Genomic DNA, 26461 nt, shown 5'->3' with positions numbered 1-26461 from the left:
GTCATGAGGGGTGGCAGGATTAGGCAATTATTTGCCAGTAATGGGCAAATAGCCCGTGATACGGAGTCTCTCCATGAGTTCGTCTGCTCTGCGTTCCTTGCTGCTGCAATTTTCATGACTGCAGTTTTAGGCAAGAATTTGCCAGTAATCGACTAACGCCGCGATGAGTCCATCACTAATCTCTGTAGTCATCGCGCCGGTCTCGGCTCGAACGCATGCATCAGCCATCTCACCCGCGAGCGGTGCCAATAAGTCAATCAAGGAGCGAGTGATGTCGAGCAAATGGCTGATCGCGCCGCTGACGTTTTTGTTACTCGCCACGGCCTGGCTCGACTGCAGAAGCGGTGGCGGCGCGGCGTTCTACGGGCCGCAAGCAGCGCCCCATGTATTGCAGCGAAATGCTGCCGGTCTGTACTGATTCAATTCCAGGAGGTTGCCATGAGCATCATTCATCGTATGACCGTTCGCGCCCGTCACGATCGTTCGACCCGGCTGGGGCAGTGCCTGGCTCGGCTGGACGAGGTAGGCCGAAGCATTCCCGGTTGTCAGCACCTGCGGATTTTCTCGCTGCGCAGTGATCCGCTGACCTGGCAGGTCGAGGGGCAATGGCGCTCGGCCGCCGCGCGAGACGCCTTTCTCGGCAGCGAAGGTCTGCGTCTGGTGTTGGCACAAGCGATAGACGAAGCGCTGTTCACCCATCTCGAATGTGCCGTGGAGCTGCACCGGCAGGTCGCCTGAGGTTGCCTCCGGAGAGTGTTTCAGGGGCTTTCAAGCCGCTCAGCTTGCCTTTGTGAATTTATCTCTATAGATTTTCATGAAATTAATTTTAAATAATTTCATGAGTCGTTCATGTTCCATCAGGCCAATCAGCACGTCGACAGTTACTACGCCGCCACCTGTGCGGCGCAACTGACGAACTACCCGACGCTGCAAGGCGAGCGGCGCTGCGATGTGGTGGTGATTGGCGCTGGCTTCAGCGGCTTGCATACGGCCCTGCGCCTGGCAGAGGCAGGCAAGCGGGTTATCCTGCTGGAAGCCAGTCGGGTGGCCTGGGCGGCTTCCGGTCGCAATGGCGGGCAGGCGATTCTGGGCTGGTCCTGCGACATGCCGCCGTTGGAGAAGAACGTCGGCCTCGAAGGTGCCCGCCGTCTGTGGGATGGTATGGCCTGGGCCGCGCGGGAGTTGCGCGAGTTGCCGCAGCGCCATGGCTTCGATTGCGACTACCGCCGCGGTCATCTGTGGACGGCGGTACTGCCAAGGCGGGTGGCGCTGCTGCATGAGTGGCAAGAAGAGGCTGCCTACAAATGGGGGCACCGCGCACTGCAGTTCGTCTCCCGTGAACAGATGCCGCAATGGGTCGCCAGCGAGCGCTACCAGGCCGGGCTTTACGATCCCGAGGCCGGGCACCTCAACCCGCTCAAATTGGCGCTCGGCCTGGCCGAGGCCTTCGTCCGCGGCGGAGGGCAGATCTTCGAGCAGAGCCGCGCGCTGAGCCAGGAAGCTCATGGCGCCGGCTACCGCGTGCGTACCGGGCAGGGCAGCGTGCAGGCCGACAACCTGGTGCTGGCCTGCAATACCTATATCGACGATCTGGAACCACGCCTGGCACGACGCATCCTGCCGGTCGGCACCTACCAGATCGCCACCGCACCGCTGGGCGCTGAGCGCGCCGAGGCGTTGCTGCCGCGCAATGCCTGCGTTACCGACAACCAGTTCGTGCTCGATTATTTCCGTCGCACGCCGGATCACCGCTTGCTGTTCGGCGGCGGCTGCACCTACCTGGGCGGTTTGCCCAAGGACATGGCGGCGGCCACGCGTCCCTTCCTCCAAAGGGTCTTCCCACAATTGTCCGGTGTAGCCATCGACTTCGCCTGGGGTGGGCATATCGACATCACCCGTGCGCGCACCCCGGATATTGGTGGCGAACACGGCCGTTACTGGCTGCAGGGCTTTTCTGGCCATGGCGTGTTGCCGACCCTGGCCGCAGCCCGCGCGGTGAGCGACGCCATCCTCGGCGATGACGAGGAATTGTCCCTGTACCGGCAACTGCGCAACCCCGACTTCCCCTTCAACGAACGCCTGGCTGCGCCCCTGGAGGCCATCGGCAAGGCCTGGTATCGACTGCGAGACAGCTTCTGACATGGACAGCGCCGAGATGAACCAGAACCTGGAGATGGCGGCCTTGGCCGTGCTCATCCACGATCTGCGCAAGCACAAGAAGGTCACCTTGAACGAGCTGGCCGAGCGTATCGGCCGCTCGGTGGGGTTTCTCTCGCAGGTCGAACGGGGGCTGTCGCGGCCGACGGTGGCGGATCTGACTGCCATCGCCGAGGCGCTCGACGTGCCCACCACCTATTTCTACAGCCTGCCCAAGCCCAAGGCGCTGGACTGGGTCACCCGGCCTGACGAGCGCCGCACCCTGTACCTGGCCGGGGGCATCACCGACATCATGGCCTCGCCGACGCTGCAGGGCGCCTTCATGGTGGTCGACAGTCTGCTCGAGCCCGGTGCCAGCAGTGGCGAGCGGCAGATGAGCGACCGCTCGGAGCAGGCCGGCTACGTGCTCGAAGGCCAATTGACGCTGTGGCTGGGAGAGGACGAAGAGAGCGCCACCCTCTACCCCGGCGATGTTTTCCAGGTGCCCAGCTATGCGCGCCTGCGTTATGCCAACCAAGGCGACACCCCTGCGCGGGTGTTGTGGATCTACACCTGACCTCCCGTGAACCGGAAATAACCACAATGAACGCCACCCGAGTCGAGCTGCTCGACGAAGTCCGCCAATTCCGCCAGACCCACCCCGAGGTGCGCTTCGTCGACCTGATCTGCCTGGACATTCCCGGGCATTTCTATGGCAAGCGCTACCCCATCGAGATGTTGGAGAAGGTCGCCGCCGGCAGCGCCCTGAAACTGCCGCAGAACTGCGTGCTGCTCGGCGCCCAGGGCGGGCTCTACGAGATCGGCGACTACTGTTTCCATGACGGCGACCCGGACGCGCCACGGCGGCTGATCCCCGGCACGCTCAAGCTGGTGAACTGGGAGCGCCAGCCGCTGGGGCAGATGCTGATCAGCTCCGATGGCACCGAGGCGCCCATCGAGTTCGAGCCACGCGAGGTGCTGGCACGGGTGGTGAAGCGCCTGGCAGCGCGTGGCATTCGTCCGGTGGTGGCCTTCGAGCTGGAGTTCTACCTGTTCGACAAGGCGCTCAAGGACGGCCTGCCGCAGTACCCGCGCGATGACCTGAGTGGCGATGCCGACGACCAGCCGAACATGCATATCGAGCGGCTCTCGCGCTTTGCCGAGGTGCTCGACGACATCAGCGAGACCGCGCGCCTGCAGGGTATCGATACCACGGTGATCACCGCCGAGATCGGCCCGGGGCAGTTCGAGATCAACTTCAGTCACAACGCCGATCCCATGCAGGCGGCCGACTGGTCGGCGCTGTTCTGCCGGGTGACCCGTGGCGTGGCGCTCAAGTACGGCCATCGTGCCAGCTTTATGGCCAAGCCGTATCTGCAGTACCCGGGTAGCGGCATGCATATCCACGTCAGCCTGTACGACGAGGCTGGCGAAAACCTGTTGGCGCGTGACGAGCAGCGCCCGTTGCGCCATGCCGTGGCCGGTTGCCTGGAGCTGCTGCCGGAACTGATGCCGATCTACGCGCCGAACCACAACAGTTACCGCCGCTTCGGCGCCCAGGTGAACTCGGCGAGCAAGGCCAGTTGGGGCTTCGAGGATCGCGACGCCTGCGTGCGCATTCCCGAGTCGGACGCGCGCAACCTGCGCCTGGAGTTCCGTCTGCCGGGTGCCGATGCCAACCCCTATCTGGTGCTGGCGGCATTGCTGACCAGCATCGAGCAGGGCCTCGATGCCAAGGTCGAGCCCATCGCACCGCTGAATGACGACCGTGCCAGCGGCGTCGACTTTCCCAAGGACATGCTCGACGCCGTGCGCTGCATGCAGGCCAGCGAGCGCGTTGCCGCCGGCCTCGGCAGCGAGTTCGTCATGGTCTATTGCGAGAACAAACGCCAGGATCACCTGGCCTTCATGCACGACATCAGCCCGCGGGAATACCGCTGGTACCTGTGATGTCACGGATAGAAGGAGGCGACATGAACAACGCCGTAAACAACCCCAAGACCGCCCATTGGCAGGCCCTGAGCCAGGCCCATCATCTGGCGCCGTTCAGTGATTACAGGCAACTGGCCGAGAAGGGCCCGCGCATCATCACCGAGGCAAAGGGCGTGCACCTGTGGGACAGCGAGGGCCACAAGATCCTCGACGGCATGGCCGGCCTGTGGTGCGTGGCGGTCGGCTATGGCCGCGAGGAGCTGGTCGAGGCCGCTGCTCGGCAGATGCGCCAGTTGCCGTTCTACAACACCTTCTTCCAGACCGCCCACCCGCCGGTGCTGGAGCTGGCGCATGCCATCTCGCAACTGGCGCCGGCCGGCATGAACCATGTGTTTTTTACTGGCTCGGGCTCGGAAGGCAACGACACCATGCTGCGCCTGGTGCGCCACTACTGGGCGTGCAAGGGCCAACCGAGCAAGAAGATCATCATTGGCCGTGAGAACGGTTACCACGGCTCCACCGTGGCCGGTGCCAGCCTCGGCGGAATGAAGTTCATGCACGAGCAGGGCGACCTGCCGATCCCCGGCATTGCCCATATCCCGCAGCCCTACTGGTTTGGCGAGGGCGGCGACAAATCGCCCGAGGAATTCGGCATCTGGGCTGCCGACCAGTTGGAGAAGAAGATTCTCGAACTGGGCGAGGACAATGTGGCGGCCTTTATTGCCGAGCCGGTGCAGGGCGCTGGCGGCGTGATCATCCCGCCCGAAACCTACTGGCCGCGTATCAAGGAAATCCTCGGCAAGTACGACATCCTGTTCGTGGCCGACGAGGTGATCTGTGGCTTTGGTCGTACCGGCGAGTGGTTCGGCAGCCAGTACTACGATCTGAAACCCGACCTGATGACCATTGCCAAGGGCCTGACCAGCGGCTACGTGCCCATGGGCGGGCTGATCGTCAGCGACAAGGTGTTCGAGGTGATCGAGGCGCACGGCGACTTCAACCACGGCTTCACCTACTCCGGTCACCCGGTGGCAGCGGCGGTGGGCTTGGAGAACCTGCGCATTCTCAAGGAAGAAGGCACCGTCGAGCGGGTCAAGGCCGAAACTGCGCCCTACCTGCAAAAGCGCCTGCGTGAGCTGGCCGATCACCCTCTGGTGGGTGAAGTGCGCGGCCTGGGCATGCTCGGCGCCATCGAACTGGTGCAGGACAAGGCCACGCGCAAGCGCTTCTCCGGTGATGTGGGCGTGGGCATGGTCTGTCGCGGCCACTGCTTCAACAACGGTCTGATCATGCGCGCCGTGGGCGACACCATGATCATCGCACCGCCCTTGGTGATCAGCCAGGCAGAAGTGGATGAGCTGGTCGAGAAAGCGCGCAAGTGCCTGGATCTGACCTGGGAGCAGGTGCGTAGCCAGGCGTAAGCTCACGGGCTAGTGGGAGGGGCTTTAGCCGCGACAGAAACAACCCGCAGCTTAAGTGCAATGTGGCCCAGCAGCTCCTACAAGAATGAAACCCCGCGACCGTTACGGTGGCGGGGTTTCGTTTTTCAGCCGCTTACTTGAGGCTGTTCTTCAGCGTCTGCGCAGCCTGATCCAGGGCAGTACGTACGGCCGGGACTTCAGCCACGACATTGAGCAGGCCGTAGTCGTGAATCATGCCGTTGTAGCGCACGGCGGTCACCGATACGCCAGCGGCGTTCAGGCGGCGAGCGTAGGCTTCGCCTTCGTCACGTAGCACATCCATCTCGGCGGTCTGCACCAGTGCTGGCGGCAGACCTTTGAGCTGTTCCAGGCTGGCACGCAGCGGTGATGCATGGATCTCGTTACGCTGTTTCGGGTCGGTGGTGTAGTTGTCCCAGAACCATTCCATCATGCCTCGGGTCAGGAAGTGGCCTTCGGCGAACTGGTTGTACGACGCATTGTTGAAGTTGGCGTCGGTCACCGGCCACAGCAGCACCTGAGCGCGAAGTTTCGGCGTGCCAGCCTCCTTGGCCTTGATGGCCACCACAGCCGCCATGTTGCCGCCGACACTGTTGCCGGCCACCGCCAGGCGCGAACCGTCGACACCGATCTGGCTGCCGTTGTCGGCTACCCACTTGGTTGCGGCATAAGCCTGGTTGATCGCGGTCGGGTACTTGGCCTCCGGCGACGGCGTGTAGTCGACGTAGATCGCTGCGGCGCCGGAGCCCACTACCAGATCACGGATCAGGCGTGCGTGGGTCGGATAGTCACCCAGTACCCAGCCACCGCCGTGGAAGAACATGAAACCCGGCAGAATGCCGCGCGCACCTTCGGGACGTACCACCTTGAGGGTGAGCGACTGGCCATTCACCTGGATCACCTTGGTGTCGACCACGATACCTGACAAATCCACCTTGACCCCGGCCTGAGCGCCGACCAGCACGGCACGAGCATCTTTCGGCGAAAGGGTTTCCAGCGGCTGACCGCCGCCTGCTGCCAGGGTATCGAGGAAGCCCTGAGTGGTACGTTCCACGCCGGGGCTGCCGGCGGCAAAACTGCTGTTGATGGCCAGGGCGAGCAAGCCAGCGGTCAGGGTGCGCGAGATGTTCATGTTCCTGTTCCTTTTAGTGGGGGCGCCGGGGAGCCCGGCGCAGGATCGGTCAGACGATGGTCAGGGTGACGTCGATGTTGCCGCGGGTGGCGTTGGAGTACGGGCAGACGATGTGCGCGCGATCCACCAGGGTTTGCGCAGCGTCGCGATCCAGGCCCGGCAGGCTGATACGCAGTTCCACTTCGATGCCGAAACCGGTGGGGATGGCGCCGATGCCCACGGTGCCTTCGATGAAGGTGTCCGCCGGAATGCTCAGCTTGTCGCGAGCGGCGACGAATTTCAGTGCGCCAAGGAAGCAGGCGGAGTAGCCGGCAGCGAACAGTTGTTCCGGGTTGGTGCCGTTGCCGCCTGCGCCGCCGAGTTCTTTCGGGGTGGTCAGGGCGATGTCGAGGACACCGTCGGAGGAGACGGCGCGGCCTTCACGGCCACCAAAGGCTTCAGCGGTGGCACGGTAGAGAACGTTTTCGATGGTCATGGCGATATTCCTCATCAGGGTTGGTAGTTGATGGATTGGTTCGCTAATTGTTTGCGCGCTAACCGTATCCATGGGGTGAACTCTAATGCGCAAATATTTAGCGCGCAATATAAATCCATGGAGCATTTAGCTATATGTGGTCGGTGTGAATGGAATAAGCAGATGGGGCGCGGCTTGCAGCGCAGTTCTAGGCGGGAATGGTGTGTAGCAGAGCGTAGGGGGCGCTAGGCGCACCCGGAAAGATTCGTCTCACGTTCATCTCTGCAATCAGAGGGCGTCTTGCAGGTTGCTGCGCAGTGCGACCAGGTCATCACGCAGCTCGCCGAGCTGTTGCAGGTTCAGGCCGGTGGCCCTGAGAATGCAGGCCGGCACAGCCTTGGCCTGCTCATGCAGGGCGCGGCCTTGGTCGGTTAGGTATAGCTGCACCACGCGTTCGTCTTCGCTGCTGCGTCGGCGTTGCAGCAGGCCCTCGCTCTCCAGGCGTTTGAGCAATGGGGTGAGCGAGCCCGGGTCGGTGAGCATGCGCGCGCTGATCTCGCTGACGGTGATGCCGTCGTTTTCCCACAGCACCAGCATGGCCAGGTATTGCGGGTAGGTGAGACCGAGCGCCTGCAACAAGGGCTTGTAGGTCTTGGTCATCATCAGCGAGGTGGAATAGAGGGCGAAGCAGAGCTGGTTGTCCAGCATCAACTCGGTGCAGGGTTCCACGGGCGATTTCATGGCAGAGGTCTGTGAGATGAAGGAATGCTTACGTTAGCGCGCTAATCATCGTTGCGCCAGAGGTTGGTGCGGGCAAGCCCGCACCGGGTAAGGCTCAGCCGCAGGACACTCGGGTGATGACGCCCTGTTCATCGACATTCAGATTCAGGCGCTGGCCGTTGTATTCCAGGGTCACCACGCTGCGTGGTGTGAGGATACGTGCGCTGCTGGCACCGGCCTCCTGGCGGGCCTGTTCGAGCAGCTCCGGGCTGGCGCTCTGGCCCTTGAAGTGTTCGGCGGCGGATGAGGTGCAACTGTCATGTGTGGAGCCGCTCGGGGCAGCGGCAGAAGCCGGTTTTTCAGCGGTGCTGCTGCAACCAGAGGCGAGCAGGGTGGCGGTGAGCATGAGGCAGAGGCGGGTGGTGAGGTTCAATGCGAGGCTCCTTGGTTTACTGCGCGCCCTCCAGGCGCGCCAGACGTTCTTCGAGTGCGGCGATACGCGCTTCCAGTTCGACCAGCCGATCCTCATTAGGTGCCGAGGCTTCGCTGCGAGTACTGGCGCGGCTGGCCAGCAGGCTTTCCAGATCGGTGGGCTCGCCCAGCAGGTGCATGTAGCGATCCTCGCGCTGCCCGCTCTGGCGTGGCAGCAGCACGGCCAGGCCACGGCCGACCAATCGTTCCAACTGGTGCTGGATCTCTTCCACGTCATCGAAGTCGTGCATGCGGTTGCTGCGGGTCAGCAGCTCGTTGAGGGTCTGCGGGCCGCGTAACAGCAGCAGGCCGAGCAGCGCGGTCTGCGGCTTGACCAGCTCCAGTTGCCTGTCGCAGCGCTGTTCCCAGCGGTCGGCGCGGCTGCCCATCACCAGATGCACCAGCTTGCGGCCTTCCAGGCTGCGCAGGTAGCGCCCGACTTCGCCGGTCTCCAGGGTCATCAGCGGTTCGCGGCTGGTCTTCTGGTTGCAGGCCAGTTGCACGGCATTGAGGGTCAGCGGGTAGCTTTCCGGGGTAGTCAGTTGCTTTTCGATCAGGCAGCCGAGAATGCGTACTTCGATGGCGTGCAGCGGGGTTTCGCCGACCAGCGTGGAGGGGGAGTAGGGCATGGCTCGATCCTGAGGCAGAAAAGATCTGCGTAGCCTAACGGCATCCGCGCTCAGCCGACAGACTGTAATCTGTATGCGAGCATGTCGAAGGATATGAGGCAGGCGCCTACACTGGCCATCATGTTGCCCTGATGAGCGCCAAGCATATCTCCATTGCAAACAGAGGTGGTCATGAGCAAGACCGTGGAATTCTTCTTCGACCTGGGCAGCCCGGCCTCCTACCTGGCGCATACCCAGTTGCCGGCCCTGTGCCGTGAAGCAGGTGCCGAGTTGCTGTATCGACCGATGTTGCTCGGCGCCGTGTTCCAGGCCACCGGCAACGCCTCGCCGGTACTGATTCCGGCCAAGGGCCGATACCTGATGCGCGACCTGGCCCGCTGTGCCGAGCGCTTTGCCGTGCCGCTGCGCTTCAACCCGCATTTCCCCATCAACACCCTGGCCCTGATGCGCTTGCTGGTGGCGGTGCAAATGCATCAGCCGGCACGCCTCTACGATGCCGTGCATGGGCTGTTCGAGGCCATCTGGGTGGGCGGGGCGAATCTCGCCGACCCTGCCTGCGTGAGCGAGGTATTGGTTGGCGCAGGCTTCGACGCAGCCGTGTTGCAGGCGCAGAGCGTCGAGCCGGAAGTGAAGGCAGCGCTCAAGGCCAGCACCGAAGAGGCCGTTGCCCGTGGCGTGTTCGGCGCGCCGACCTGCTTCGTCGAAGGCGAAATGTTCTTCGGTCAGGATCGGCTGGATTTCGTTCATGACGCACTTTGCCGCTGAGGCCCTGGCACAATGGCAGGCCTTTTTTCTGGCTGCGGAGCCCATCATGAATCCCGAAGCGCTGAAACTCCTGGTGACCCGCCGCATGCCCTATGGCAAGTACAAGGATCGGTTGATCGCCGACCTGCCAGGCCATTACCTCAACTGGTTCGCCCGTGAGGGCTTTCCCAAGGGCGAGCTGGGCCAGTTGTTGGCGTTGATGCAGGAAATCGACCACAACGGCCTCAAACCGTTGCTCGATCCCTTGCGCGAACGCTCGTAGAGAGCATGCGTAGCCCGGATGCAATCCGGGAGGCGTTTCCGCTTCCCCGCGGAGTTCATCCAGGCGCCAGTTACACCCGTAGGGTGCGCCGTGCGCACCGACCATGCACATGCAAAAATCGCGGTGCCACAGCGCACCCTACCTCAATGCCAGTTGCGACCGTGGTCCAACTTCTGATCCACCAACCATTTGCCATGGGCGATGGAAGCGCGCTGGGCCTTTTCCAGGTCGGTCATGAAGGCGTAGTCCACCGGCAGGGTCAGACGTTTGCTGGTTTTGCCGTCAGGTTCGGTGATCTGGCAGCCACCGGCCCATGGGGTGGGCAGGCCGGGGTGTTCCATGACCGTAGCGCGGATGGTGTGGTCGCGGTGGGTGCAGGTGAGTGCGCTCATGGGTGTGGCCTCCTCGAGCGAGGCGCCGCCCTCGGTGTCGACGCTACACCGAGGTTCCAGCCGGGGCCAGTGGCGGCGGCGCGTGAATGAGTGTGCGTCTGCCCTTAACCTTAGCGCAGATATGAACCTGCCGAGCCTGAGCCGATAAACGCGCAAGGTTGCGAGTGGGTGTGATTGTGCGGTGGTTTTCGGTGTTGTCGGGCTGCTTGTCGCGTTCTACTGATGGCTTCCGTTTCGCCCTCCGGGGAGTCACTTTTGCTTGCCTTTCTTTGCTCTGAGCAGCGCTTCGATTTCAACGAAAAGTGAGTCGCCCGAGGATGCGGCGAACCTTGGAGCTTCTGAATGCACTGCAGCGACGTCCAGAGCGACAGGCAGGCAAAATGCCGATCCAGCAAGCAGCAAGCAGCTTCCACAACATACAGAGAAGCAAACGAAAGAGCCCCGCACTAGGCGGGGCTCTTTTTCTACAACGTTGGGATCAGGCCTGAACGACCGGGATCTTGGCGTTGGCCGCCGCTTCACGGAAGTCGGCGATCTGGTCGAAGCTCAGGTAGCGGTAGATGTCGCCAGCCATGCTGTCGATATCCTTCGCGTAGGCCATGTACTCCTCGACGGTCGGCAGCTTGCCGAGAATCGAGGCGACCGCTGCCAGTTCGGCAGAGGCCAGGTACACGTTGGCGCCATCGCCCAGACGGTTCGGGAAGTTACGGGTAGAGGTCGAGACCACGGTGGAGTTGGCAGCCACACGTGCCTGGTTACCCATGCACAGCGAGCAGCCCGGCATCTCCATGCGTGCACCGGCCTTGCCGTAGATGCCGTAGTAGCCTTCCTCGGTCGGCTGGTGAGCATCCATCTTGGTCGGCGGCGACAGCCACAGACGGGTCGGGATACCACCCTTGACCTTGTCCAGCAGCTTGCCGGCAGCGCGGAAGTGACCAATGTTGGTCATGCACGAACCGATGAACACTTCGTCGATCTTGTCGCCGGCCACGCTGGACAGCAGACGGGCGTCGTCCGGGTCGTTCGGGGCGCAGAGCACCGGCTCCTTGAGCTGGGCCAGATCGATTTCGATGACTTCGGCGTACTCGGCGTCCTTGTCGGCCTCCATCAGTACCGGGTTGGCCAGCCAGGCTTCCATCGCCTGAGCACGACGCTCCAGGGTACGGGCATCGCCGTAGCCTTCGCTGATCATCCAGCGCAGCAGGGTGATGTTGGACTGCAGGTATTCGGCGATGGCCGCTTCCGGCAGCTTGATGGTGCAGCCGGCAGCCGAACGCTCGGCGGAGGCGTCGGACAGCTCGAACGCCTGCTCGACGGTCAGGTTGTCCAGGCCTTCGATCTCGAGGATGCGGCCGGAGAAGATGTTCTTCTTGCCTTTCTTCTCGACGGTCAGCAGGCCTTTCTGGATGGCGTAGTAGGGGATGGCGTGGACCAGGTCACGCAGGGTGATGCCCGGTTGCATCTTGCCCTTGAAACGCACCAGAACCGATTCCGGCATGTCCAGCGGCATCACGCCGGTGGCGGCGGCGAAGGCCACCAGGCCGGAGCCAGCCGGGAAGGAAATGCCGATCGGGAAGCGGGTGTGCGAGTCGCCACCGGTGCCGACGGTGTCCGGCAGCAGCATGCGGTTCAGCCAGCTATGGATGATGCCGTCGCCCGGACGCAGGGACACGCCGCCACGGGTGCGGATGAAATCCGGCAGGGTGTGGTGGGTGGTGACGTCGATCGGCTTCGGATAGGCGGCGGTGTGGCAGAAGGACTGCATCACCAGGTCAGCCGAGAAGCCCAGGCACGCCAGGTCTTTCAGCTCGTCGCGGGTCATCGGGCCGGTGGTGTCCTGGGAACCGACGGTGGTCATCTTCGGTTCGCAGTAGGTTCCCGGACGTACGCCTTCGACGCCGCAGGCCTTGCCGACCATCTTCTGCGCCAGGGTGAAGCCCTTGCCGCTGTCAGCCGGTTGCTCCGGCTTCTTGAACAGGTCGGAGGAGCCCAGGCCCAGTTCGGCACGCGCCTTCTCGGTCAGGCCACGGCCGACGATCAGCGGGATACGGCCGCCAGCGCGGACTTCGTCGAGCAGCACAGGGGTCTTCAGCTCGAAGGTGGTGATGACTTCGTCGGTGCCGTGCTTGCAGACCTTGCCCGCATAGGGGTAGACGTCGATCACGTCGCCCATGTTGATGTTCGACACGTCGAACTCGATGGGCAGGGCGCCAGCGTCTTCCATGGTGTTGTAGAAGATCGGGGCGATCTTGGTACCGAAGCAGAAGCCGCCAGCGCGCTTGTTCGGCACGTACGGAATGTCGTCGCCGAAGAACCACAGCACCGAGTTGGTGGCGGACTTACGGGAAGAACCGGTACCGACCACGTCACCGACGTAGGCGACCGGGAAGCCCTTGGCCTTGATCTCTTCGATCTGCTTCAGCGGGCCGATGGCGCCTTGCTGCTCAGGGACGATGCCGTCGCGAGCCATTTTCAGCATGGCCAGGGCGTGCAGCGGGATGTCGGGGCGCGACCAGGCGTCCGGGGCAGGGGACAGGTCGTCGGTGTTGGTTTCGCCCGGCACCTTGAACACGGCCAGGCTGTATTTCTCGGCGATGGCCGGCTTGTTGGTGAACCACTCGCCATCGGCCCAGGACTGCAGCACGGCTTTGGCGTTGGCGTTGCCGGCCTTGGCTTTCTCGGCGACGTCGTGGAAGGCGTCGAACATCAGCAGGGTGTGCTTGAGTTGCTCGGCGGCCACGGCGCCCAGGGCAGCGTCATCCAGCATTTCGACCAGGGTGGCGATGTTGTAGCCACCTTGCATGGTACCCAGCAGCTCGACTGCGCGCTGTTTGCTGATCAGGGGGGAAGTGGCTTCGCCCTTGGCAACGGCAGAGAGGAAACCGGCCTTGACGTAGGCCGCTTCGTCCACGCCCGGCGGTACACGGTTGGTGATCAGGTCTACGAGGAATTCTTCTTCGCCAGCCGGCGGGTTTTTCAGCAGCTCGACCAGGCCTGCGGTTTGTTCGGCGTTCAGCGGCTGGGGCACGATACCCTGAGCGGCACGCTCTGCTACGTGTTTGCGATAGGCTTCAAGCACAGTTATTACCCTCATCAGTGGTCCCAAAGGGTTGTCCGGGACGCGATCCAGATACCCACGAACCAGGCGCTTTTCGCCTTTATGAGCCGATCAGCCGAGGTTTCATGGGTCTCTTGTAGAAGCTGCTTTCAAAGTTTTACGCCGGCAGGACGGTTTCTGATGAGGGCTGACGCAGGCGCTCGGGGGGACTCCAAGTGGCTGCGTCGCCATCGTACCTGCAGGATCGACTGTGCTCGTGACGCTTTGAAAACAGCTTCCAACGGACATTGGTGCCTTTACAAGGCGGGGCGATTCTAATGGAAAGCGCGAAAGAAGTTAAGCCAATGTCCCCGTGTCGGCAGGGGTGAACTGAATTAGACAAAGGGCTAAGATGCCAGGCCGTTCGTCTTTAGCTGTCATCTCGTCATGTCCAATCAGCGCATCAAGACCCCTTGCGTGGGGTTGTGTTCAACCGTTTACGGCGACGTCGTGTGCCGGGGTTGCAAGCGCTTTCACCATGAGGTGATCAACTGGAACAGCTATGGCGAGGACGAGAAACGCGCCGTCTGGACGCGCCTGGAAGTGTTGCTGGTACAGGTGATGACGGCCAAGCTGGAAGTCTTCGATGAGCAACGCCTGCGTGCTCAGCTAGAGCAGCGGCAGATTCGCTTCGTGCCGCAGCAGTCGCCTTATTGCTGGGCCTATCAATTGATCGCGCGCGGCGCGCGGATGATCAATCAGCTCGACGCTTACGGCATGGTGTTGCTCCCCGAGTTCCGCAACTGGACGCTGCCTGAACTGCGCGATGCCATCGACCGTGAGTTCTTCCTGCTCTCCGAAGCGCATTACGAGCGCTATATCGCGCCGAAGTTCTTGCGCGAGGGGCTGGAAGTCCGGGTGTGAGAGGCTATGTCCCGTAGGGTGTCGCGGAGCCGCCTAGGTTGCGCGCACCGCTTCCGGGATTGGCTTCAGTACCTCGTCAAACTACTGGTGCGCACGGCGCACCCTACGTCCTAGCGTTGGGCGACGAGTTCTTCGAGGTGGGCGATGACTTCGTCCGGCTTGAGCACCAGCACGTCGCTTTCCAGCGCGTCGAGTATGACTTCGGCGGTATTGCCGATCAGCGCGCCGGACAGCCCCGTGCGTGCCACCGTACCGATCACCGTGACGGCGGCATCGAGCTGGTGGGCGACCTGCGGAATCACCACGTCGGCAGGGCCTTCGAGCACGTGCAGGTGCTCGTCGTTGATGTCGTACTCGGCCTGGAAGCTGCGGCACTGTTCGCGGTAGCGCGCTTCGATGGTTTCCTTGAGCTGAAAGGTGGGGTCGGCCGCCGACAGCATCGGCGTCGGATGAGCGGTGGTCACGTGCAGGTTGCCCTTGGCCAGGCCGGCAATATCGTAGCCATGGCTGATGATGCCAGCGTGCAGGGTGCGGTGTTCGCTGTCGGCATTGCCCACGTCCACGGCGGCGAGGATGTTGCCGCCGGTCCAGGGGCGTTCGGTCTTGACCATCAGCACCGGGCCGGGGCAGTAGCGCAGCAGCTTCCAGTCCTCGGGGGTGAGGATGGCCTTTTTCAAAGGGTTGTCCGGCAGGTGCTGCTTGATCACCAGACCACAGCCCTCGGCCTGCTGCACGGCGATGATGGTCTGGTGCGGGTTGTCCTCCCAGGCCTGCTGGGTGGTAACGTTGAATCCCTCCTGGGCCAGGTTGCTTTGCAGGTCTGCAAGCAGCGCACCGTGATCGCCTTTCTTGTCGCAGACCAGCAGATGCAGGTGTGACTGGGTGACTCCAGCTATCAGTTTTGCCCGCTTCAGTGCGAGGCCTTCGGGGTGTTGAGGATCCACCACCACCAGAATGCTACGGATCGCTTGCATGGTCGTCTCCCTGAGAATGAACGCCGTTCGTTCAACTATAGGTGCGTCGTTACCAGCGGCTCCTTGACCTGTATCAACGGTGTGCTGGTCGCCTGCTCTGTCACTCGTATAATGGCCCGCCATTTTCAACCTCGCCAGTACCGAGAGCGCTTCAATCATGATGTCAAATGCCCAGCATGTTCCGAGTAATACCGAGGAACCTGTGACGATCCTGCAGGAAATTCTCGAGTTCCTCGGCGGCGTCGCTACCCCGGATGCCTGGCTGGACGAAGCCCTGCGCCAGCAGGAGATCCTCCTGCTCGATCACCGCAACCTCGAGTACAAGGCGGCGCAGACTGCGCTGAGTTTGATGGGGCGCTACCTGACCAAGACCGAACTAACCGCAAGAATGTCGCGTCTGGCCCGTGAAGAGCTGGTGCACTTCGAGCAGGTGAGCAAGATCATCCGTGGCCGTGGCATCGAGGTTCGCCATGTTTCGGCGTCGCGTTACGCCGCTGGTCTGCGTGCATTGCTGCGTGGTGGTGAAGTGGAGCGGTTGGTGGACGTGCTGGTAGTCGGCGCCTTCATCGAGGCGCGCTCCTGCGAGCGCTTCGCCGCCCTGGTGCCGCGCCTGGACGCCGAGCTGGCCAAGTTCTACGCCGGTTTGCTGGAGAGTGAGGGGCGCCACTACCGCGGCTATCTCAAGCTGGCTTATCTGTATGGTGACGCCGCTGACGTGGATGCACGTATCGAGGTGGTGCGCGCGGTGGAGCAGGAGCTGATCACCTCGCCGGATGAGCAGTTTCGTTTCCACAGTGGCATACCCCTTTAGCGCTGTATTCAACAGGCACCAGCCGCTGTCGGCGGCGCCAGCGAGGCCTTGTCTCCGCGCAGGATGAGCAGCGCCAGTACGACCAGCAGCAAGGACATGCCGGCCAGGGTGAAGAACACGCTTTCCAGTGAGCCGGTGGTTTCACGTACATAGCCGGTCAGCAGATTGCCCAGTGCTCCGCCCAGGCCGAAAGCGACCATGCAGATGCCACTGATCTGCATGGTGGCTGTGGACGAGTAGCGGCGATTGACCCAGCCGGCGACTATGCCCCACATCGGGAAATACATCAGGCCATAGCCAAAACCCGCCGCCAGTGCCCAGCGCCCTGGATCCTGGGCAAAGGCCCACAGGCCCAGGGCGAAGCCGCTGAAGATCACCAGCAACGCCATACCGTGACCTTTGCGGTCGGCCAGCCTGCCGATGAGCAGACCGGCGAGCATGCCGGTGCCGCCGACCATCGCCCAGGTGTAACCGCCCAGCGTGGCCGGCAGGCCGAGTTCATCCAGATAGGTGTTGAGCCAGTAGGAAAACGGCATGGTGGTGAACCCCACCAGCAGGCAGATCAGGCAGGCGATCAGGGCGGTGCGCTCACCGAGGATGACGGCCAGCAGGCGCCGGGGCGCAAGCATCGCCTCGTGATTGTTCTGCTGCGCTACTGGCATCTTCGGTAGCTGCCGCAGCAGGTGCCAGGTCAGGCATACCACCAGCGCGCCGAACAGCGAGGCGAGCTGCCAGCTCATCTGCCAGCCGAGCGCCGGCACCACCAGCAGTATCAGCAGGCCGTTGATGGCATAGCCCCAGGCCGTGCCGCTGGAGGCGCAGGAGAGGTAGGTGGCGCGATCCTCGGGGCGGGCGCAGCGGCTCAGAATCTCGACGATGCAGCCCCAACTGATCGCGGCGCTGGCCGCCAGGCAGGTCAGCACCAGGCTGATGACTAGGGGGGCGCGCAACTGCGACATCATGAACAGCAGGCAACTGCTGAGGATGCCGGTCAGCAGGGCCAGGCGGCTGGTGCCCAGGCGATGGCCAAGTGTGCCCAGCAGCAGCGCGCCGCCCAGATAGGCCAACTGGGTCAGGGCGCCGATGGTCGCCAGTTGCCAGGCACTGAAGCCGATCGATGCCCCCATGAAGGGGAGCACGGCAGCGAACAGGAACATGCCGAATCCATGGCTGACGATCTGGTTCAAGGCGAACGTAATGGGCATCCGCATGGATTCGGGCTCCGAGAAGGTTGGCTGGGCGTCCGCAGGCAGCGGATGACGCCTAACATAGAGGCTTGCCAGAATTCGCGGAAACGATAAATATTGATCATCACCTTCAATAAAGCTGAATTCTGCGATGCGCGACCTGCCTATAGCCCTGCTGCGCACCTTCGTGGTGGTCGCCGAGACGCTCAACCTGACCAGCGCAGCGCTGCGCCTGCATCGCGCACCATCGACCATCAGCATGCAGCTCAACCGCCTGGAGGCCCTGGTGGCGACCGAGCTGCTGCAGCGTGGGCAGTATGGTGTGCGGCTGACCTATGCCGGGGAACAGTTGAAAACCCATGCCCAGCAATTGCTCAACCTGCATGATCGCGTGTTGGGGAGTTTTCGCCATGCCGAGGTGGGTGGGCGGGTGCGCCTGGGTACTCATGACCAATACGCCACGCGTACGCTCACGCCGCTGCTGGAGGCGTTCTTGCTGAGTTATCCCGAGGCCAGTCTGGAGGTGCTCTGTGACCATCGCCCCGAATACCTGGCGGCATGCGTGGCGGAAGGCCGGTTGGATCTGGCCCTGGCGGAGATGCCTGTGGCGTCCGGCGGCGGTAGCCGGCTGTTTCGCGATCAACTGATCTGGGTACGTACCGAGATGCATGCGCCGCACCAGCGCGCGCCCTTGCCGTTGGCCGTATTCGTCGAGGGCTGTTTGCACCGTGACTCGGCCTGTGCGGCGCTTGCCGCCGCCGGCATTCCTTACCGAATCGCCTTCGCCAGCCAGAGCCGCGCCGGCGTGCTGGCCGCCGTGCGTGCCGGGATCGGCGTGGGCATCATTCCGCGTTCGACGCTGGAGCCTGATCTCAGCGTGATCGAGGAGGGCCTGCCGGGTTTGCCCGCCACGGATATCACCCTGTTCGTCGCCGATCAGGTCAACGAGGCGACCCGGCGCCTGGCCCAGACCATCCAGGAAAGCCCGCAGTACCGCTTGGCAGGCTGATCAGGCAAGCGGGAAGGGCGCCTGCTGCCAGTCCGTGCCGTCTATCTGCAATGCCCAGCCCTGGCGATCCCAGTCCCCCAGCACGATGCGCCGCGCCGCTTGGCCGTTCACTTCCAGCTCATGCACTGCCGGCCTGTGGGTGTGGCCGTGGATCAGCGTACGCACGCCGTGCGCGGCCATCACCTTGACCACTTCCTCCGGCGTGACGTCGACAATCTCGCTGGCTTTCATTCGCGTCTGTGCGCGGCTTTCGTTGCGCAGCTTGCGCGCCAGCTTCTGTCGCGTGCTCAGTGGCAGGTTGCGCAGGATCAGCAGCGACAGCGGATTGCGCAGCCAGCGGCGCAGCTTCATATAGCCGACATCCAGGGTGCACAGTCTGTCGCCGTGCATCAGCAGCACGGGTTCGCCATTCATCTGCACCTTATGCGGATCGCTCAGCAAAGTGCAGCCGGTCTCGCGGCAGAAGCGCTTGCCGATCAGAAAGTCGCGATTGCCGTGCATCAGGTAGATGCGCGTGCCGGTGTCGCTAAGCTCGCGCAAGGCGCGGGCGATCTCGTGCTGGAAGGGCGTCATGCCGTCGTCGCCGATCCAGACCTCGAAGAAGTCGCCGAGGATGTACAGCGCCTCGGCCTGGCGCGCGCGGGTGGCGAGAAAATGCAGAAACGCCCGGGTGATGTCCGGGCGTTTCTCTTCGAGGTGCAGATCGGAGATCAGCAGGATCATTTCGTTCAACAGGCCGATGAAAAAGGTAGCGAGCGACGGCTAGGCTAGGCGCGGATGGCCGAGGATGCGGAGTTTACGAGCTGTAAATGAGCAGTCCGAGGCCGGCCGCAACGACGCATAGCCTAGCGCAGTAGTTTTTCGTCGGTCTGTCAGACGATTTCGGCCTTCTCGATGACTACATCATCCACCGGTACGTCCTGGTGGCCGGCTTTCATGGTGGTGGCGACACCCTTGATCTTCTCGACCACGTCCATGCCTTCGACCACTTCGCCGAATACAGCGTAGCCCCAGCCCTGAACGGTCGGCGCGCTGTGGTTGAGGAAGCTGTTATCTGCGACGTTGATGAAGAACTGCGCGCTGGCCGAGTGCGGCTCCATGGTGCGGGCCATGGCGATGGTGCCGACCTTGTTGGCCACACCGTTGTTGGCCTCGTTCTTGATCGGTGCGCGGGTCGGCTTCTGCTTCATGCCCGGCTCGAAACCGCCGCCCTGGATCATGAAGTTGCCGATCACGCGGTGGAAGATGGTGCCGTCGTAATGGCCTTCCTTCACGTATTGCTCGAAGTTGGCCACGGTTTCCGGGGCCTTGTCGGCGAACAGGTTCAGGGTGATGACGCCGTGGTTGGTGTGCAGTTTGATCATGATCGTATCCGTGATGAGGCAGATTCGAGCCAGTGGCCCGGGGTGAACAGCCCTGACAGGTTGGCATGCACCCTGTCAGGGGCTTGACAGGTTGGTTATGATACGGACTTTGCCCGATGCGGCCTACCCTGCGCCGCGCCAGTATTGTTAAGGACACCATGAGCAAGCCCACCGTCGAAAAAGCTGCCAATTTCCTGCGCCCCATCGTCCAGGCTGATCTGGACAGCGGCAAGCACGCCAAGATCGTGACCCGCTTCCCGCCGGAGCCCAACGGCTACCTGCATATCGGCCATGCCAAGAGCATCTGCCTGAACTTCGGCCTGGCCGAAGAGTTCGGCGGCCAGTGCAACCTGCGTTTCGACGACACCAACCCGGCCAAGGAAGACCAGGAATACATCGACGCAATCAAGGCCGACGTCGAATGGCTGGGCTTCAAGTGGGCCGGCGAGGAGCGCTACGCCTCCAACTATTTCGACCAGCTACATGCCTGGGCCATCGAGCTGATCAAGGCCGGCAAGGCCTTCGTCTGCGACCTCAATGCCGAAGAGATGCGCGAATACCGTGGCAGCCTGAACGAGCCCGGCAAGAACAGCCCGTTCCGCGAGCGCAGCGTCGAGGAAAACCTCGACCTGTTCGCCCGCATGAAGGCCGGTGAGTTCCCCGATGGTGCTCGTTCGCTGCGTGCCAAGATCGACATGGCCTCGCCGAACATCAACCTGCGCGACCCGATCCTCTACCGCATCCGCCATGCCCACCATCACCAGACCGGCGACAAATGGTGCATCTACCCGAGCTACGACTTTACCCATGGTCAGTCCGATGCCATCGAAGGCGTGACCCACTCGATCTGCACCCTGGAGTTCGAGGATCATCGCCCGCTGTACGAGTGGTTCCTGGAGAACCTCTCGGTGCCGGCGCAGCCGCGTCAGTACGAATTCGCCCGCTTGAACCTGAACTACACCATCACCAGCAAGCGCAAGCTCAAGCAGCTAGTGGACGAAGGTCACGTCAAGGGTTGGGACGACCCGCGCATGTCGACGCTGTCCGGCTACCGTCGTCGTGGCTACACCCCGGCGTCGATCCGTGCCTTCTGCGACATGATCGGCGTCAACCGCGCCGGTGGTCTGGTGGACATCGGCATGCTCGAGTTCGCCATTCGTGACGATCTGGACGCCAACGCCGCGCGCGCCATGTGCGTGCTCAAGCCGCTCAAGGTGGTGATCACCAACTACCCCGAGGGTAAGGTCGAGAACCTTGAACTGCCGCGCCATCCCAAGCAGGACATGGGTGTACGCGTGCTGCCGTTCTCCCGTGAGATCTACATCGACGCCAGCGACTTCGAGGAAACTCCGCCGGACGGCTACAAGCGCCTGATCCCAGGTGGCGAAGTGCGTCTGCGTGGCAGCTACGTGATCCGCGCTGACGAAGCGATCAAGGATGCCGCCGGCAATATCGTCGAGCTGCGCTGCAGCTACGACGAGAACACCCTGGGCAAGAACCCGGAAGGCCGCAAGGTCAAGGGCGTGATCCACTGGGTGCCGGCGGCCGAAAGCGTCGCGTGCGAAGTGCGCCTGTACGACCGTCTGTTCAAGTCGCCCAATCCGGAGAAGAGCGAAGAGGGCGGCAGCTTCCTCGACAACATCAACCCTGAATCGCTGGTAGTGCTCACCGGCTGCCGCGCCGAGCCGTCGCTGGCCAGGGCCACTGCCGATGACCGCTTCCAGTTCGAGCGTGAAGGCTACTTCTGCCTGGACAAGGATTCGACCTCCGATGCCTTGGTGTTCAACCGCACCGTGACGCTGCGCGATTCCTGGGGGCAGTAATGGCACTGTCGATCTACAACACGCTGAGCAAGGTCAAGGAACCGTTCAAGCCGCTGGTCGATAACCAGGTGCGCATGTACGTGTGCGGCATGACCGTGTACGACTTCTGCCACATCGGCCATGCCCGGGTGATGGTCGCCTTCGACGTGGTCACCCGCTGGATGCGCCAGCGCGGCTATGACGTGACCTACGTGCGTAACATCACCGACATCGACGACAAGATCATCAAGCGCGCCAATGAGAACGGCGAGCCATTCGAGGCGCTGGTCGAGCGCATGATCGCCGCGATGCACGAGGACGAGGCGCGGCTGAACGTGCTGCGCCCGGATATCGAGCCGCGCGCCACCGGCCATATCGCTGGCATGCACCAGATGATCCAGACCCTGATCGACAAGGGCTATGCCTATGCCCCGGGCAACGGCGACGTGTACTACCGCGTCACCAGATTCGAGACCTACGGCAAGCTCTCAAGGCGCAAGATCGACGAGTTGAAGATCGGCGCGCGCATTGAAGTCGACGAGATCAAGGAAGACCCGCTGGACTTCGTGCTGTGGAAAGGCGCCAAGCCGGGCGAGCCGAGCTGGGATTCGCCCTGGGGCAAGGGCCGTCCGGGCTGGCATATCGAGTGCTCGGTGATGTCCACCTGCTGCCTCGGCGAGACCTTCGACATCCACGGTGGTGGCCCGGATCTGGTGTTCCCGCACCACGAGAACGAGATCGCCCAGAGCGAGGCGGCCACCGGCAAGCAATATGCCAATGCCTGGATGCACGCCGGTGCGGTGCGTGTGGACGGCGAGAAGATGTCCAAGAGCCTGGGCAACTTCTTCACCATCCGCGAGGTGCTGGAGAAGTATCACCCGGAGGTGGTGCGCTACCTGCTGGTGTCCAGCCACTACCGCAGCCCGATCAACTATTCCGAAGAGAGTCTCAAGGAAGCCAAGGGCGCCCTGGAGCGTTTCTACAATGGCCTCAAAGGTCTGCCGGACGCGGCGCCTGCCGGTGGCGAGGGGTATGTGGAGCGCTTCGGTGCTGCGATGGACGACGATTTCAACTCGCCGGAAGCCTGCGCCGTGCTGTTCGAGATGATCCGCGAAGTCAACCGCTTGCGTGAGTCGGACGTGCAGGTTGCTGCCGGCCTGGCCGCCCAGCTCAAGCAGTTGGCCAGCGTGCTCGGCGTGCTGCAACTCGAGCCTGAGGCGTTCCTCCAGACCGGTGCTGCCGGCAAGGTGGATGCCGCCGAAGTGGAGGCCCTGATCGCGGCGCGCCTGCAGGCGCGTGCCGAGAAGAACTGGGCAGAGTCAGATCGCATCCGCGACCAGCTCACCGCCATGGGCGTGGTGCTGGAAGACGGCAAGGGTGGCACCACCTGGCGCCTGGCCGAGTAAGCTCCATGCCCAACGACAAAGGCCGCTTATCAGCGGCCTTTGTCGTTTCTAGGGATGTGCTGCACGTAGGGTGCGCCGTGCGCACCAATATGCCTGACGGAGCGTAGCCCGGATGCAATCCGGGAACCATGGTGGACTCCAAACCTCCCCGGATTTCATCCGGGCTACTGGTGCGCACAGCGCACCCTACAGTTACGGCTCGATTGCCCCGAGCACGTAGGGTGCGCCGTGCGCACCAATATGCCTGACGGAGCGTAGCCCGGATGCAATCCGGGAACCATGGCGGACTCCAAACCTCCCCGGGTTGCATCCGGGCTACTGGTGCGCACAGCGCACCCTACGGTTACGACTCGATTGCCCCGAGCAGCAGGTAGGGTGCGTCGTGCGCACCAATACGCCTGATGGAGCGTAGCCCGGATGCAATCCGGGAACCATGGCGGACTCCAATCCTCCCCGGATTTCATCCGGGCTACTGGTGCGCACAGCGCACCCTACGGTTCGATCGCGTCGAGCAACTGCAAGGCCAGGCGCACACGCTCGGCATTGGGGTAGTTGCGGTTGGCGAGGATCACCAACCCGGTGTCGCGCGCCGGTAGCAGCAGGATGTAGGCACCGAAGCCGTTGGTCGAGCCGGTCTTGTTCAGCAGCAGGTCTCCCTCGGCTGGTTTGGGTACGCTGAAACGCTCCACTGGCTGCGGTTGCAGCGCCATTTCGGCGGAATTGCCGGCCTGTAGTTGTTCCAGACTGATGGGGTAGGCGTAGCGCTCCCAGCCCAGGGCCTGGGTCATGTCGCCAATCTGGTAATAGCCACGATGAGTGGAGCTGATGGCCTGGCGCAACGGGGCAGGTAGTCTGTTCGGGTGCAGGTTGGCGTCGATGAAGCGCAGCATGTCCGTGCTAGTGGATTTCACCCCGTAGGCTTCGGCATCCAGGGCGCCAGGGCTGACCCGCACGGGCTTGTCGTCACGGTAACCCCAGGCGTATTGCTTCATGCTGGCCTGGGGAATTTGCACATGGCTTTCTCGCATACCCAGTTGCGGCAGCAGATCCTTTTCCATCAACTGCTGAAAGGGCTCGGCCAGGCTGGTCGCCGCCAGGTGGCCGAACAGGCCGATGCTGGGGTTGGAATACAGTCGCTGCGTGCCCGGCGGATACACCGCCTGCCAGTTGCGGTAGTAATCGAGGGCTTGGCGCTCGTCTTCGACCGCATCCGGGAACTGCAGCGGCAGCCCTCCGGCCGTGTAGGTGGCCAGATCCAGCAGGCTGATGTGATCGAAGGCGCTGCCTTGCAGCTCCGGTAGGTATTGGCTGGCATTGTCGCTGAGGTTCAGGGTGCCACGGGCTTCGGCATAGGCGCCGAGGGTGGCGGTAAACAGCTTGCTGATCGAGCCCAGCTCGAACAGGGTATGACGATCCACCGCTTGGCCGCTTTCACGGGATGCGACGCCGTACTCGAAGAAATGCTGCTGGCCCTTGTGGCTGATGGCGATGGCGATGCCAGGGATGGCATAGGTCTGCATCATCGACTTTGCGGCGGCGTCCACCTGTTTTTCCAATGAAGGCGATGCCGGCGCCTGGCTGGCGGCCAGCAGAGCCAGGGCGGCGAACAGTGGGCGGTACAGGTGGTGCATGCTGAGTTCCTTTCGTGGCTGGGCGATGCCGGCCCGCTCGGCGTTCGGGCAGTAGGCAAATGTATGGCTTGGGCCGACTCTCCGAGCAAAGGTTCAGGGCCGCACGCCCTGTTCGCGCAGGCGCTTGTACAGGGTGTTGCGGCTCAGGCCGAGGTGGCGGGCCAGGTAGGAGATGTTACCGCCGCAGGCCTGGTACTGGCTGGCAAGGTCGACATTATCCGGTTCGGGATGCGCTGGCAGGCTGGTGTCGGTTGGCAGGTCGAGAAAAAAGTCGTCCGGCAGGTGCTCGGCGCGGATGGGCTGATCATCGGCCATGGCCAGCGCCACCCGCAGCACGCTGCTGAGCTGACGCAGATTGCCGGGCCAGGGGTGGCGCTGGAACAGTTCCAGCACTTCGTGGCTGATGCCCGCGCGCTGCCGGGGTTCGCGGTGCTGCTCCCACAGTTTCTGGAACAGCGCCAACCTGTCGCTGCGCTCGCGCAGTGGTGGCAGCTCCAGGTTCAGGCCGCTGATGCGGTAGTAGAGATCGGCGCGGAACTGGCCGCTGTCGACGTCCTGGCGCAGCGGACGGTTGGTCGCGGAGACCAGGCGCACGTCGACCGGATGCAGTTCGCTGCTGCCCAGTGGTTGCACGCAGCGCTCCTGCAGCACCCGCAGCAGGCGGGCCTGCACGCGCAATGGCATGTCGCCGATCTCGTCGAGAAACAGCGTGCCCTGGTGCGCCTTGCGGATCAGGCCGACATGGCCCTTGTGGCTGGCGCCGGTAAAGGCGCCTTTTTCATAGCCGAACAGCTCCGATTCCACCAGCTCTGCCGGAATGGCGGCGCAGTTGACCGCGATGAAGGGCTGGCTGGCGCGCGAGCTGGCCTGGTGCAGGGCCTTGACGAAGACTTCCTTGCCGGCACCGGTTTCCCCCTGCACCAGGATCGGGATGTCCTTTTCCAGCAGGCGTTCGGCCTGGCGAATAGCCTTGTCCATGCGCGCATCACCCAGGCTCAGCGCATGCAGATGCGGTGCCTGGGGGCTGCTCGTGGCAGTTGGCGGACGAAAATCCCGAGCCTGGATCGGCGCCGGCCGAGCAGGGCGACGTACTCGCGCGTGAAAGCGGAACTGACCAGTGGTGCGCAGGTTGAATGGCTGGCCATCCGGCTGGTTGAGCAACTGCTGTAGCGGCAGGTCGAAGAGCTGCTCGATGGCACCGTAGGTCAGCGGCTGGCCGAGCAGGTTGTCGGCGCGGCGGTTGGCCGACACCACGTGCCCTTGCTCGTCGAACACCACCAGGCCGGCCCAGGGGCTGTCGAGGTTGTCCAGACTGGTATTGAAGCTGAGCAGGTGGTAGCGGTCGGCGAACAGCTTGAGGATCAGGCGGTTCTCCACCGACTGGCTCATCATCTTGACCATGCCGAGTGTGTGCGCCGGTGGCAGGTAGCTGTCGCTGGACACATCGAGCACGGCGATCATGCGCCGCTGTTCGTCGAAGATCGGTGAGGCCGAGCCGGTCATGAAGCGGTTGGCCTTGAGGAAATGCTCATCGTGCTGGATGTGCACGGCCTGGCCACAACTGAGTGCGGTGCCGATGGCATTGGTACCGGTGTAGCGCTCCAGCCAGCTAGCGCCGGCGACGAAACCGGCGGCTTGGCGTGGCTCGATGAAGCGCTGGTCGCCCCAGGAGTGCAGCAGCCGGCCCTGGTCGTCGGCGAGCATGATCAGGCAGTTGGAGTTGGCCAGGATGGTGCCGTAGTAGGGCAGCACCTCCTGATGCGTGGTCTGCACCAGAGCCTGGCGGCTCTCCAGCAGGACGGACAGCTCGCCGGGCGCAGGCGGGTCGAAGCGTGGGGGGCTCTGGTGGGTCAGGCCATAGTCGCGGCAGCGCGACCAGGACTCCTGGATAAGGGTGTCGTGCGCCGGGGTGCGGGCAGCTTCGTTCATGACGTGATCTCTTCTTGTGGCCTCGCGATCTTTGCCGCGATCGGTTCAGTTTCGT

At 63.1% G+C, this 26461-nt stretch carries 26 protein-coding genes; 13 read left to right on the top strand and 13 right to left on the bottom strand.

Translation table 11 applies throughout. The features are described 5' to 3' along the window. Positions 1-271 precede the first annotated feature (271 nt). From PVE35_RS12550 to PVE35_RS12525, 6 genes are all read left to right on the top strand, one after another. On the top strand, positions 272-418 hold the full coding sequence (locus PVE35_RS12550; RefSeq protein WP_277374830.1) for a hypothetical protein: 147 nt from the start codon (positions 272-274) through the stop codon (positions 416-418). A gap of 20 nt (positions 419-438) precedes the next feature. After that, positions 439-738: an antibiotic biosynthesis monooxygenase gene (locus PVE35_RS12545; RefSeq protein WP_277374829.1), complete on the top strand. Its 300-nt coding sequence runs from the start codon at positions 439-441 to the stop codon at positions 736-738. A 111-nt stretch (positions 739-849) separates the two neighbouring features. After that, positions 850-2139 (top strand): FAD-binding oxidoreductase, encoded by a 1290-nt coding sequence (locus tag PVE35_RS12540; RefSeq protein WP_277374828.1) that lies wholly within the window; start codon positions 850-852, stop codon positions 2137-2139. Positions 2140-2155: 16 nt separating this feature from the next. Beyond that, positions 2156-2713, top strand: a complete 558-nt coding sequence (locus PVE35_RS12535; protein WP_268183733.1) for an XRE family transcriptional regulator — start codon at positions 2156-2158, stop codon at positions 2711-2713. A gap of 26 nt (positions 2714-2739) precedes the next feature. Beyond that, positions 2740-4086, top strand: coding sequence for a glutamine synthetase family protein (locus PVE35_RS12530; RefSeq protein WP_277374827.1), 1347 nt, complete (start codon positions 2740-2742; stop codon positions 4084-4086). A 23-nt stretch (positions 4087-4109) separates the two neighbouring features. Next, positions 4110-5489, top strand: a complete 1380-nt coding sequence (locus tag PVE35_RS12525) for an aspartate aminotransferase family protein (RefSeq protein ID WP_277374826.1) — start codon at positions 4110-4112, stop codon at positions 5487-5489. Between the two features lie 133 nt (positions 5490-5622). On the opposite strand, the gene PVE35_RS12520 is transcribed toward PVE35_RS12525, so the two are convergent. The 5 genes from PVE35_RS12520 to PVE35_RS12500 all read right to left on the bottom strand — a co-directional run bounded on the left by PVE35_RS12520 (position 5623) and on the right by PVE35_RS12500 (position 8913). Then, complete coding sequence (locus PVE35_RS12520) at positions 5623-6639, bottom strand: alpha/beta hydrolase (protein WP_277374825.1); 1017 nt, start codon at positions 6637-6639, stop codon at positions 5623-5625. 49 nt (positions 6640-6688) lie between these two features. After that, complete coding sequence (locus PVE35_RS12515; protein ID WP_268183741.1) at positions 6689-7114, bottom strand: organic hydroperoxide resistance protein; 426 nt, start codon at positions 7112-7114, stop codon at positions 6689-6691. Between the two features lie 267 nt (positions 7115-7381). Beyond that, positions 7382-7834 (bottom strand): MarR family transcriptional regulator, encoded by a 453-nt coding sequence (locus PVE35_RS12510; RefSeq protein WP_277374824.1) that lies wholly within the window; start codon positions 7832-7834, stop codon positions 7382-7384. 94 nt (positions 7835-7928) lie between these two features. Next, on the bottom strand, positions 7929-8219 hold the full coding sequence (locus PVE35_RS12505; protein WP_268184283.1) for an I78 family peptidase inhibitor: 291 nt from the start codon (positions 8217-8219) through the stop codon (positions 7929-7931). A 43-nt stretch (positions 8220-8262) separates the two neighbouring features. Further along, positions 8263-8913: a DUF480 domain-containing protein gene (locus PVE35_RS12500; protein ID WP_277374823.1), complete on the bottom strand. Its 651-nt coding sequence runs from the start codon at positions 8911-8913 to the stop codon at positions 8263-8265. A gap of 171 nt (positions 8914-9084) precedes the next feature. On the opposite strand from PVE35_RS12500, the gene PVE35_RS12495 reads away from it, so the two are divergent. After that, positions 9085-9678: a 2-hydroxychromene-2-carboxylate isomerase gene (locus PVE35_RS12495; protein WP_277374822.1), complete on the top strand. Its 594-nt coding sequence runs from the start codon at positions 9085-9087 to the stop codon at positions 9676-9678. Between the two features lie 46 nt (positions 9679-9724). Further along, positions 9725-9940 (top strand): DUF3820 family protein, encoded by a 216-nt coding sequence (locus PVE35_RS12490; protein ID WP_268183748.1) that lies wholly within the window; start codon positions 9725-9727, stop codon positions 9938-9940. Between the two features lie 143 nt (positions 9941-10083). Here the strand turns inward: PVE35_RS12490 and PVE35_RS12485 are convergent, their stop codons facing one another. Both PVE35_RS12485 and acnB read right to left on the bottom strand, forming a co-directional pair. Then, the gene (locus PVE35_RS12485; protein WP_268183750.1) at positions 10084-10332 is read right to left on the bottom strand and encodes a hypothetical protein; all 249 of its coding nucleotides are present in this window, start codon (positions 10330-10332) and stop codon (positions 10084-10086) included. A gap of 478 nt (positions 10333-10810) precedes the next feature. Next, positions 10811-13411, bottom strand: a complete 2601-nt coding sequence (acnB, locus tag PVE35_RS12480; protein WP_277374882.1) for a bifunctional aconitate hydratase 2/2-methylisocitrate dehydratase — start codon at positions 13409-13411, stop codon at positions 10811-10813. A gap of 405 nt (positions 13412-13816) precedes the next feature. Here acnB and PVE35_RS12475 point away from each other — a divergent pair, with 405 nt between their 5' ends. Beyond that, positions 13817-14293: a DUF1289 domain-containing protein gene (locus PVE35_RS12475; protein ID WP_268183755.1), complete on the top strand. Its 477-nt coding sequence runs from the start codon at positions 13817-13819 to the stop codon at positions 14291-14293. A gap of 110 nt (positions 14294-14403) precedes the next feature. Here the strand turns inward: PVE35_RS12475 and PVE35_RS12470 are convergent, their stop codons facing one another. After that, positions 14404-15267, bottom strand: a complete 864-nt coding sequence (locus tag PVE35_RS12470; protein WP_268183756.1) for a universal stress protein — start codon at positions 15265-15267, stop codon at positions 14404-14406. A gap of 157 nt (positions 15268-15424) precedes the next feature. Here PVE35_RS12470 and PVE35_RS12465 point away from each other — a divergent pair, with 157 nt between their 5' ends. Further along, complete coding sequence (locus PVE35_RS12465; RefSeq protein ID WP_277374821.1) at positions 15425-16078, top strand: tRNA-(ms[2]io[6]A)-hydroxylase; 654 nt, start codon at positions 15425-15427, stop codon at positions 16076-16078. Positions 16079-16086: 8 nt separating this feature from the next. Here PVE35_RS12465 and PVE35_RS12460 read toward each other — a convergent pair whose 3' ends face one another. Beyond that, entirely contained in the window at positions 16087-17283 is a 1197-nt protein-coding gene (locus PVE35_RS12460; RefSeq protein ID WP_277374820.1) for an MFS transporter, read from the bottom strand. 133 nt (positions 17284-17416) lie between these two features. On the opposite strand from PVE35_RS12460, the gene PVE35_RS12455 reads away from it, so the two are divergent. Then, complete coding sequence (locus PVE35_RS12455; protein WP_277374819.1) at positions 17417-18274, top strand: LysR substrate-binding domain-containing protein; 858 nt, start codon at positions 17417-17419, stop codon at positions 18272-18274. Here the strand turns inward: PVE35_RS12455 and lpxH are convergent, their stop codons facing one another. Both lpxH and PVE35_RS12445 read right to left on the bottom strand, forming a co-directional pair. Continuing rightward, positions 18275-18997, bottom strand: a complete 723-nt coding sequence (lpxH, locus tag PVE35_RS12450; RefSeq protein ID WP_277374818.1) for a UDP-2,3-diacylglucosamine diphosphatase — start codon at positions 18995-18997, stop codon at positions 18275-18277. Between the two features lie 149 nt (positions 18998-19146). Further along, complete coding sequence (locus PVE35_RS12445) at positions 19147-19638, bottom strand: peptidylprolyl isomerase (RefSeq protein WP_161865408.1); 492 nt, start codon at positions 19636-19638, stop codon at positions 19147-19149. 158 nt (positions 19639-19796) lie between these two features. Here PVE35_RS12445 and PVE35_RS12440 point away from each other — a divergent pair, with 158 nt between their 5' ends. Next, entirely contained in the window at positions 19797-21461 is a 1665-nt protein-coding gene (locus tag PVE35_RS12440) for a glutamine--tRNA ligase/YqeY domain fusion protein (RefSeq protein ID WP_277374817.1), read from the top strand. Next, positions 21461-22846 carry a cysteine--tRNA ligase gene (cysS, locus tag PVE35_RS12435; protein ID WP_277374816.1) on the top strand — a complete coding sequence of 462 codons (1386 nt, stop codon included), beginning with the start codon at positions 21461-21463 and terminating at the stop codon, positions 22844-22846. The genes PVE35_RS12440 and cysS overlap by 1 nt, the downstream gene beginning before the upstream one ends. Positions 22847-23337: 491 nt before the next feature. Here cysS and blaPRC read toward each other — a convergent pair whose 3' ends face one another. Continuing rightward, entirely contained in the window at positions 23338-24477 is a 1140-nt protein-coding gene (blaPRC, locus tag PVE35_RS12430) for a PRC family class C beta-lactamase (protein ID WP_277374815.1), read from the bottom strand. A 93-nt stretch (positions 24478-24570) separates the two neighbouring features. Next, positions 24571-26406 (bottom strand): sigma-54-dependent Fis family transcriptional regulator, encoded by a 1836-nt coding sequence (locus PVE35_RS12425; RefSeq protein ID WP_277374814.1) that lies wholly within the window; start codon positions 26404-26406, stop codon positions 24571-24573. Between the last annotated feature and the right edge of the window lie 55 nt (positions 26407-26461).

The organism is Pseudomonas sp. AA-38 (assembly GCF_029457475.1).
Lineage (GTDB): Bacteria > Pseudomonadota > Gammaproteobacteria > Pseudomonadales > Pseudomonadaceae > Aquipseudomonas.
Note: the sequence above shows the minus strand (reverse complement) of the source record. Positions and strands in the feature narration are given on the sequence as shown.

Excerpts from the sequence above, each read along its gene's own strand:
- cysS (WP_277374816.1), top strand. The coding sequence starts at position 21,461 with ATGGCACTGTCGATCTACAACACGCTGAGCAAGGTCAAGGAACCGTTC.
- PVE35_RS12505 (WP_268184283.1), bottom strand. The coding sequence starts at position 8,219 with ATGCTCACCGCCACCCTGCTCGCCTCTGGTTGCAGCAGCACCGCTGAA.
- PVE35_RS12510 (WP_277374824.1), bottom strand. The coding sequence starts at position 7,834 with ATGAAATCGCCCGTGGAACCCTGCACCGAGTTGATGCTGGACAACCAG.
- PVE35_RS12515 (WP_268183741.1), bottom strand. The coding sequence starts at position 7,114 with ATGACCATCGAAAACGTTCTCTACCGTGCCACCGCTGAAGCCTTTGGT.
- PVE35_RS12495 (WP_277374822.1), top strand. The coding sequence starts at position 9,085 with ATGAGCAAGACCGTGGAATTCTTCTTCGACCTGGGCAGCCCGGCCTCC.
- PVE35_RS12550 (WP_277374830.1), top strand. The coding sequence starts at position 272 with ATGTCGAGCAAATGGCTGATCGCGCCGCTGACGTTTTTGTTACTCGCC.
- PVE35_RS12520 (WP_277374825.1), bottom strand. The coding sequence starts at position 6,639 with ATGAACATCTCGCGCACCCTGACCGCTGGCTTGCTCGCCCTGGCCATC.
- PVE35_RS12455 (WP_277374819.1), top strand. The coding sequence starts at position 17,417 with ATGCGCGACCTGCCTATAGCCCTGCTGCGCACCTTCGTGGTGGTCGCC.
- PVE35_RS12500 (WP_277374823.1), bottom strand. The coding sequence starts at position 8,913 with ATGCCCTACTCCCCCTCCACGCTGGTCGGCGAAACCCCGCTGCACGCC.
- PVE35_RS12440 (WP_277374817.1), top strand. The coding sequence starts at position 19,797 with ATGAGCAAGCCCACCGTCGAAAAAGCTGCCAATTTCCTGCGCCCCATC.
- PVE35_RS12465 (WP_277374821.1), top strand. The coding sequence starts at position 15,425 with ATGATGTCAAATGCCCAGCATGTTCCGAGTAATACCGAGGAACCTGTG.
- PVE35_RS12530 (WP_277374827.1), top strand. The coding sequence starts at position 2,740 with ATGAACGCCACCCGAGTCGAGCTGCTCGACGAAGTCCGCCAATTCCGC.
- PVE35_RS12545 (WP_277374829.1), top strand. The coding sequence starts at position 439 with ATGAGCATCATTCATCGTATGACCGTTCGCGCCCGTCACGATCGTTCG.
- PVE35_RS12525 (WP_277374826.1), top strand. The coding sequence starts at position 4,110 with ATGAACAACGCCGTAAACAACCCCAAGACCGCCCATTGGCAGGCCCTG.
- PVE35_RS12445 (WP_161865408.1), bottom strand. The coding sequence starts at position 19,638 with ATGATCAAACTGCACACCAACCACGGCGTCATCACCCTGAACCTGTTC.
- PVE35_RS12470 (WP_268183756.1), bottom strand. The coding sequence starts at position 15,267 with ATGCAAGCGATCCGTAGCATTCTGGTGGTGGTGGATCCTCAACACCCC.
- PVE35_RS12485 (WP_268183750.1), bottom strand. The coding sequence starts at position 10,332 with ATGAGCGCACTCACCTGCACCCACCGCGACCACACCATCCGCGCTACG.
- PVE35_RS12475 (WP_268183755.1), top strand. The coding sequence starts at position 13,817 with ATGTCCAATCAGCGCATCAAGACCCCTTGCGTGGGGTTGTGTTCAACC.
- PVE35_RS12460 (WP_277374820.1), bottom strand. The coding sequence starts at position 17,283 with ATGCCCATTACGTTCGCCTTGAACCAGATCGTCAGCCATGGATTCGGC.
- PVE35_RS12425 (WP_277374814.1), bottom strand. The coding sequence starts at position 26,406 with ATGAACGAAGCTGCCCGCACCCCGGCGCACGACACCCTTATCCAGGAG.
- PVE35_RS12540 (WP_277374828.1), top strand. The coding sequence starts at position 850 with ATGTTCCATCAGGCCAATCAGCACGTCGACAGTTACTACGCCGCCACC.
- PVE35_RS12490 (WP_268183748.1), top strand. The coding sequence starts at position 9,725 with ATGAATCCCGAAGCGCTGAAACTCCTGGTGACCCGCCGCATGCCCTAT.
- lpxH (WP_277374818.1), bottom strand. The coding sequence starts at position 18,997 with ATGATCCTGCTGATCTCCGATCTGCACCTCGAAGAGAAACGCCCGGAC.
- PVE35_RS12535 (WP_268183733.1), top strand. The coding sequence starts at position 2,156 with ATGAACCAGAACCTGGAGATGGCGGCCTTGGCCGTGCTCATCCACGAT.
- blaPRC (WP_277374815.1), bottom strand. The coding sequence starts at position 24,477 with ATGCACCACCTGTACCGCCCACTGTTCGCCGCCCTGGCTCTGCTGGCC.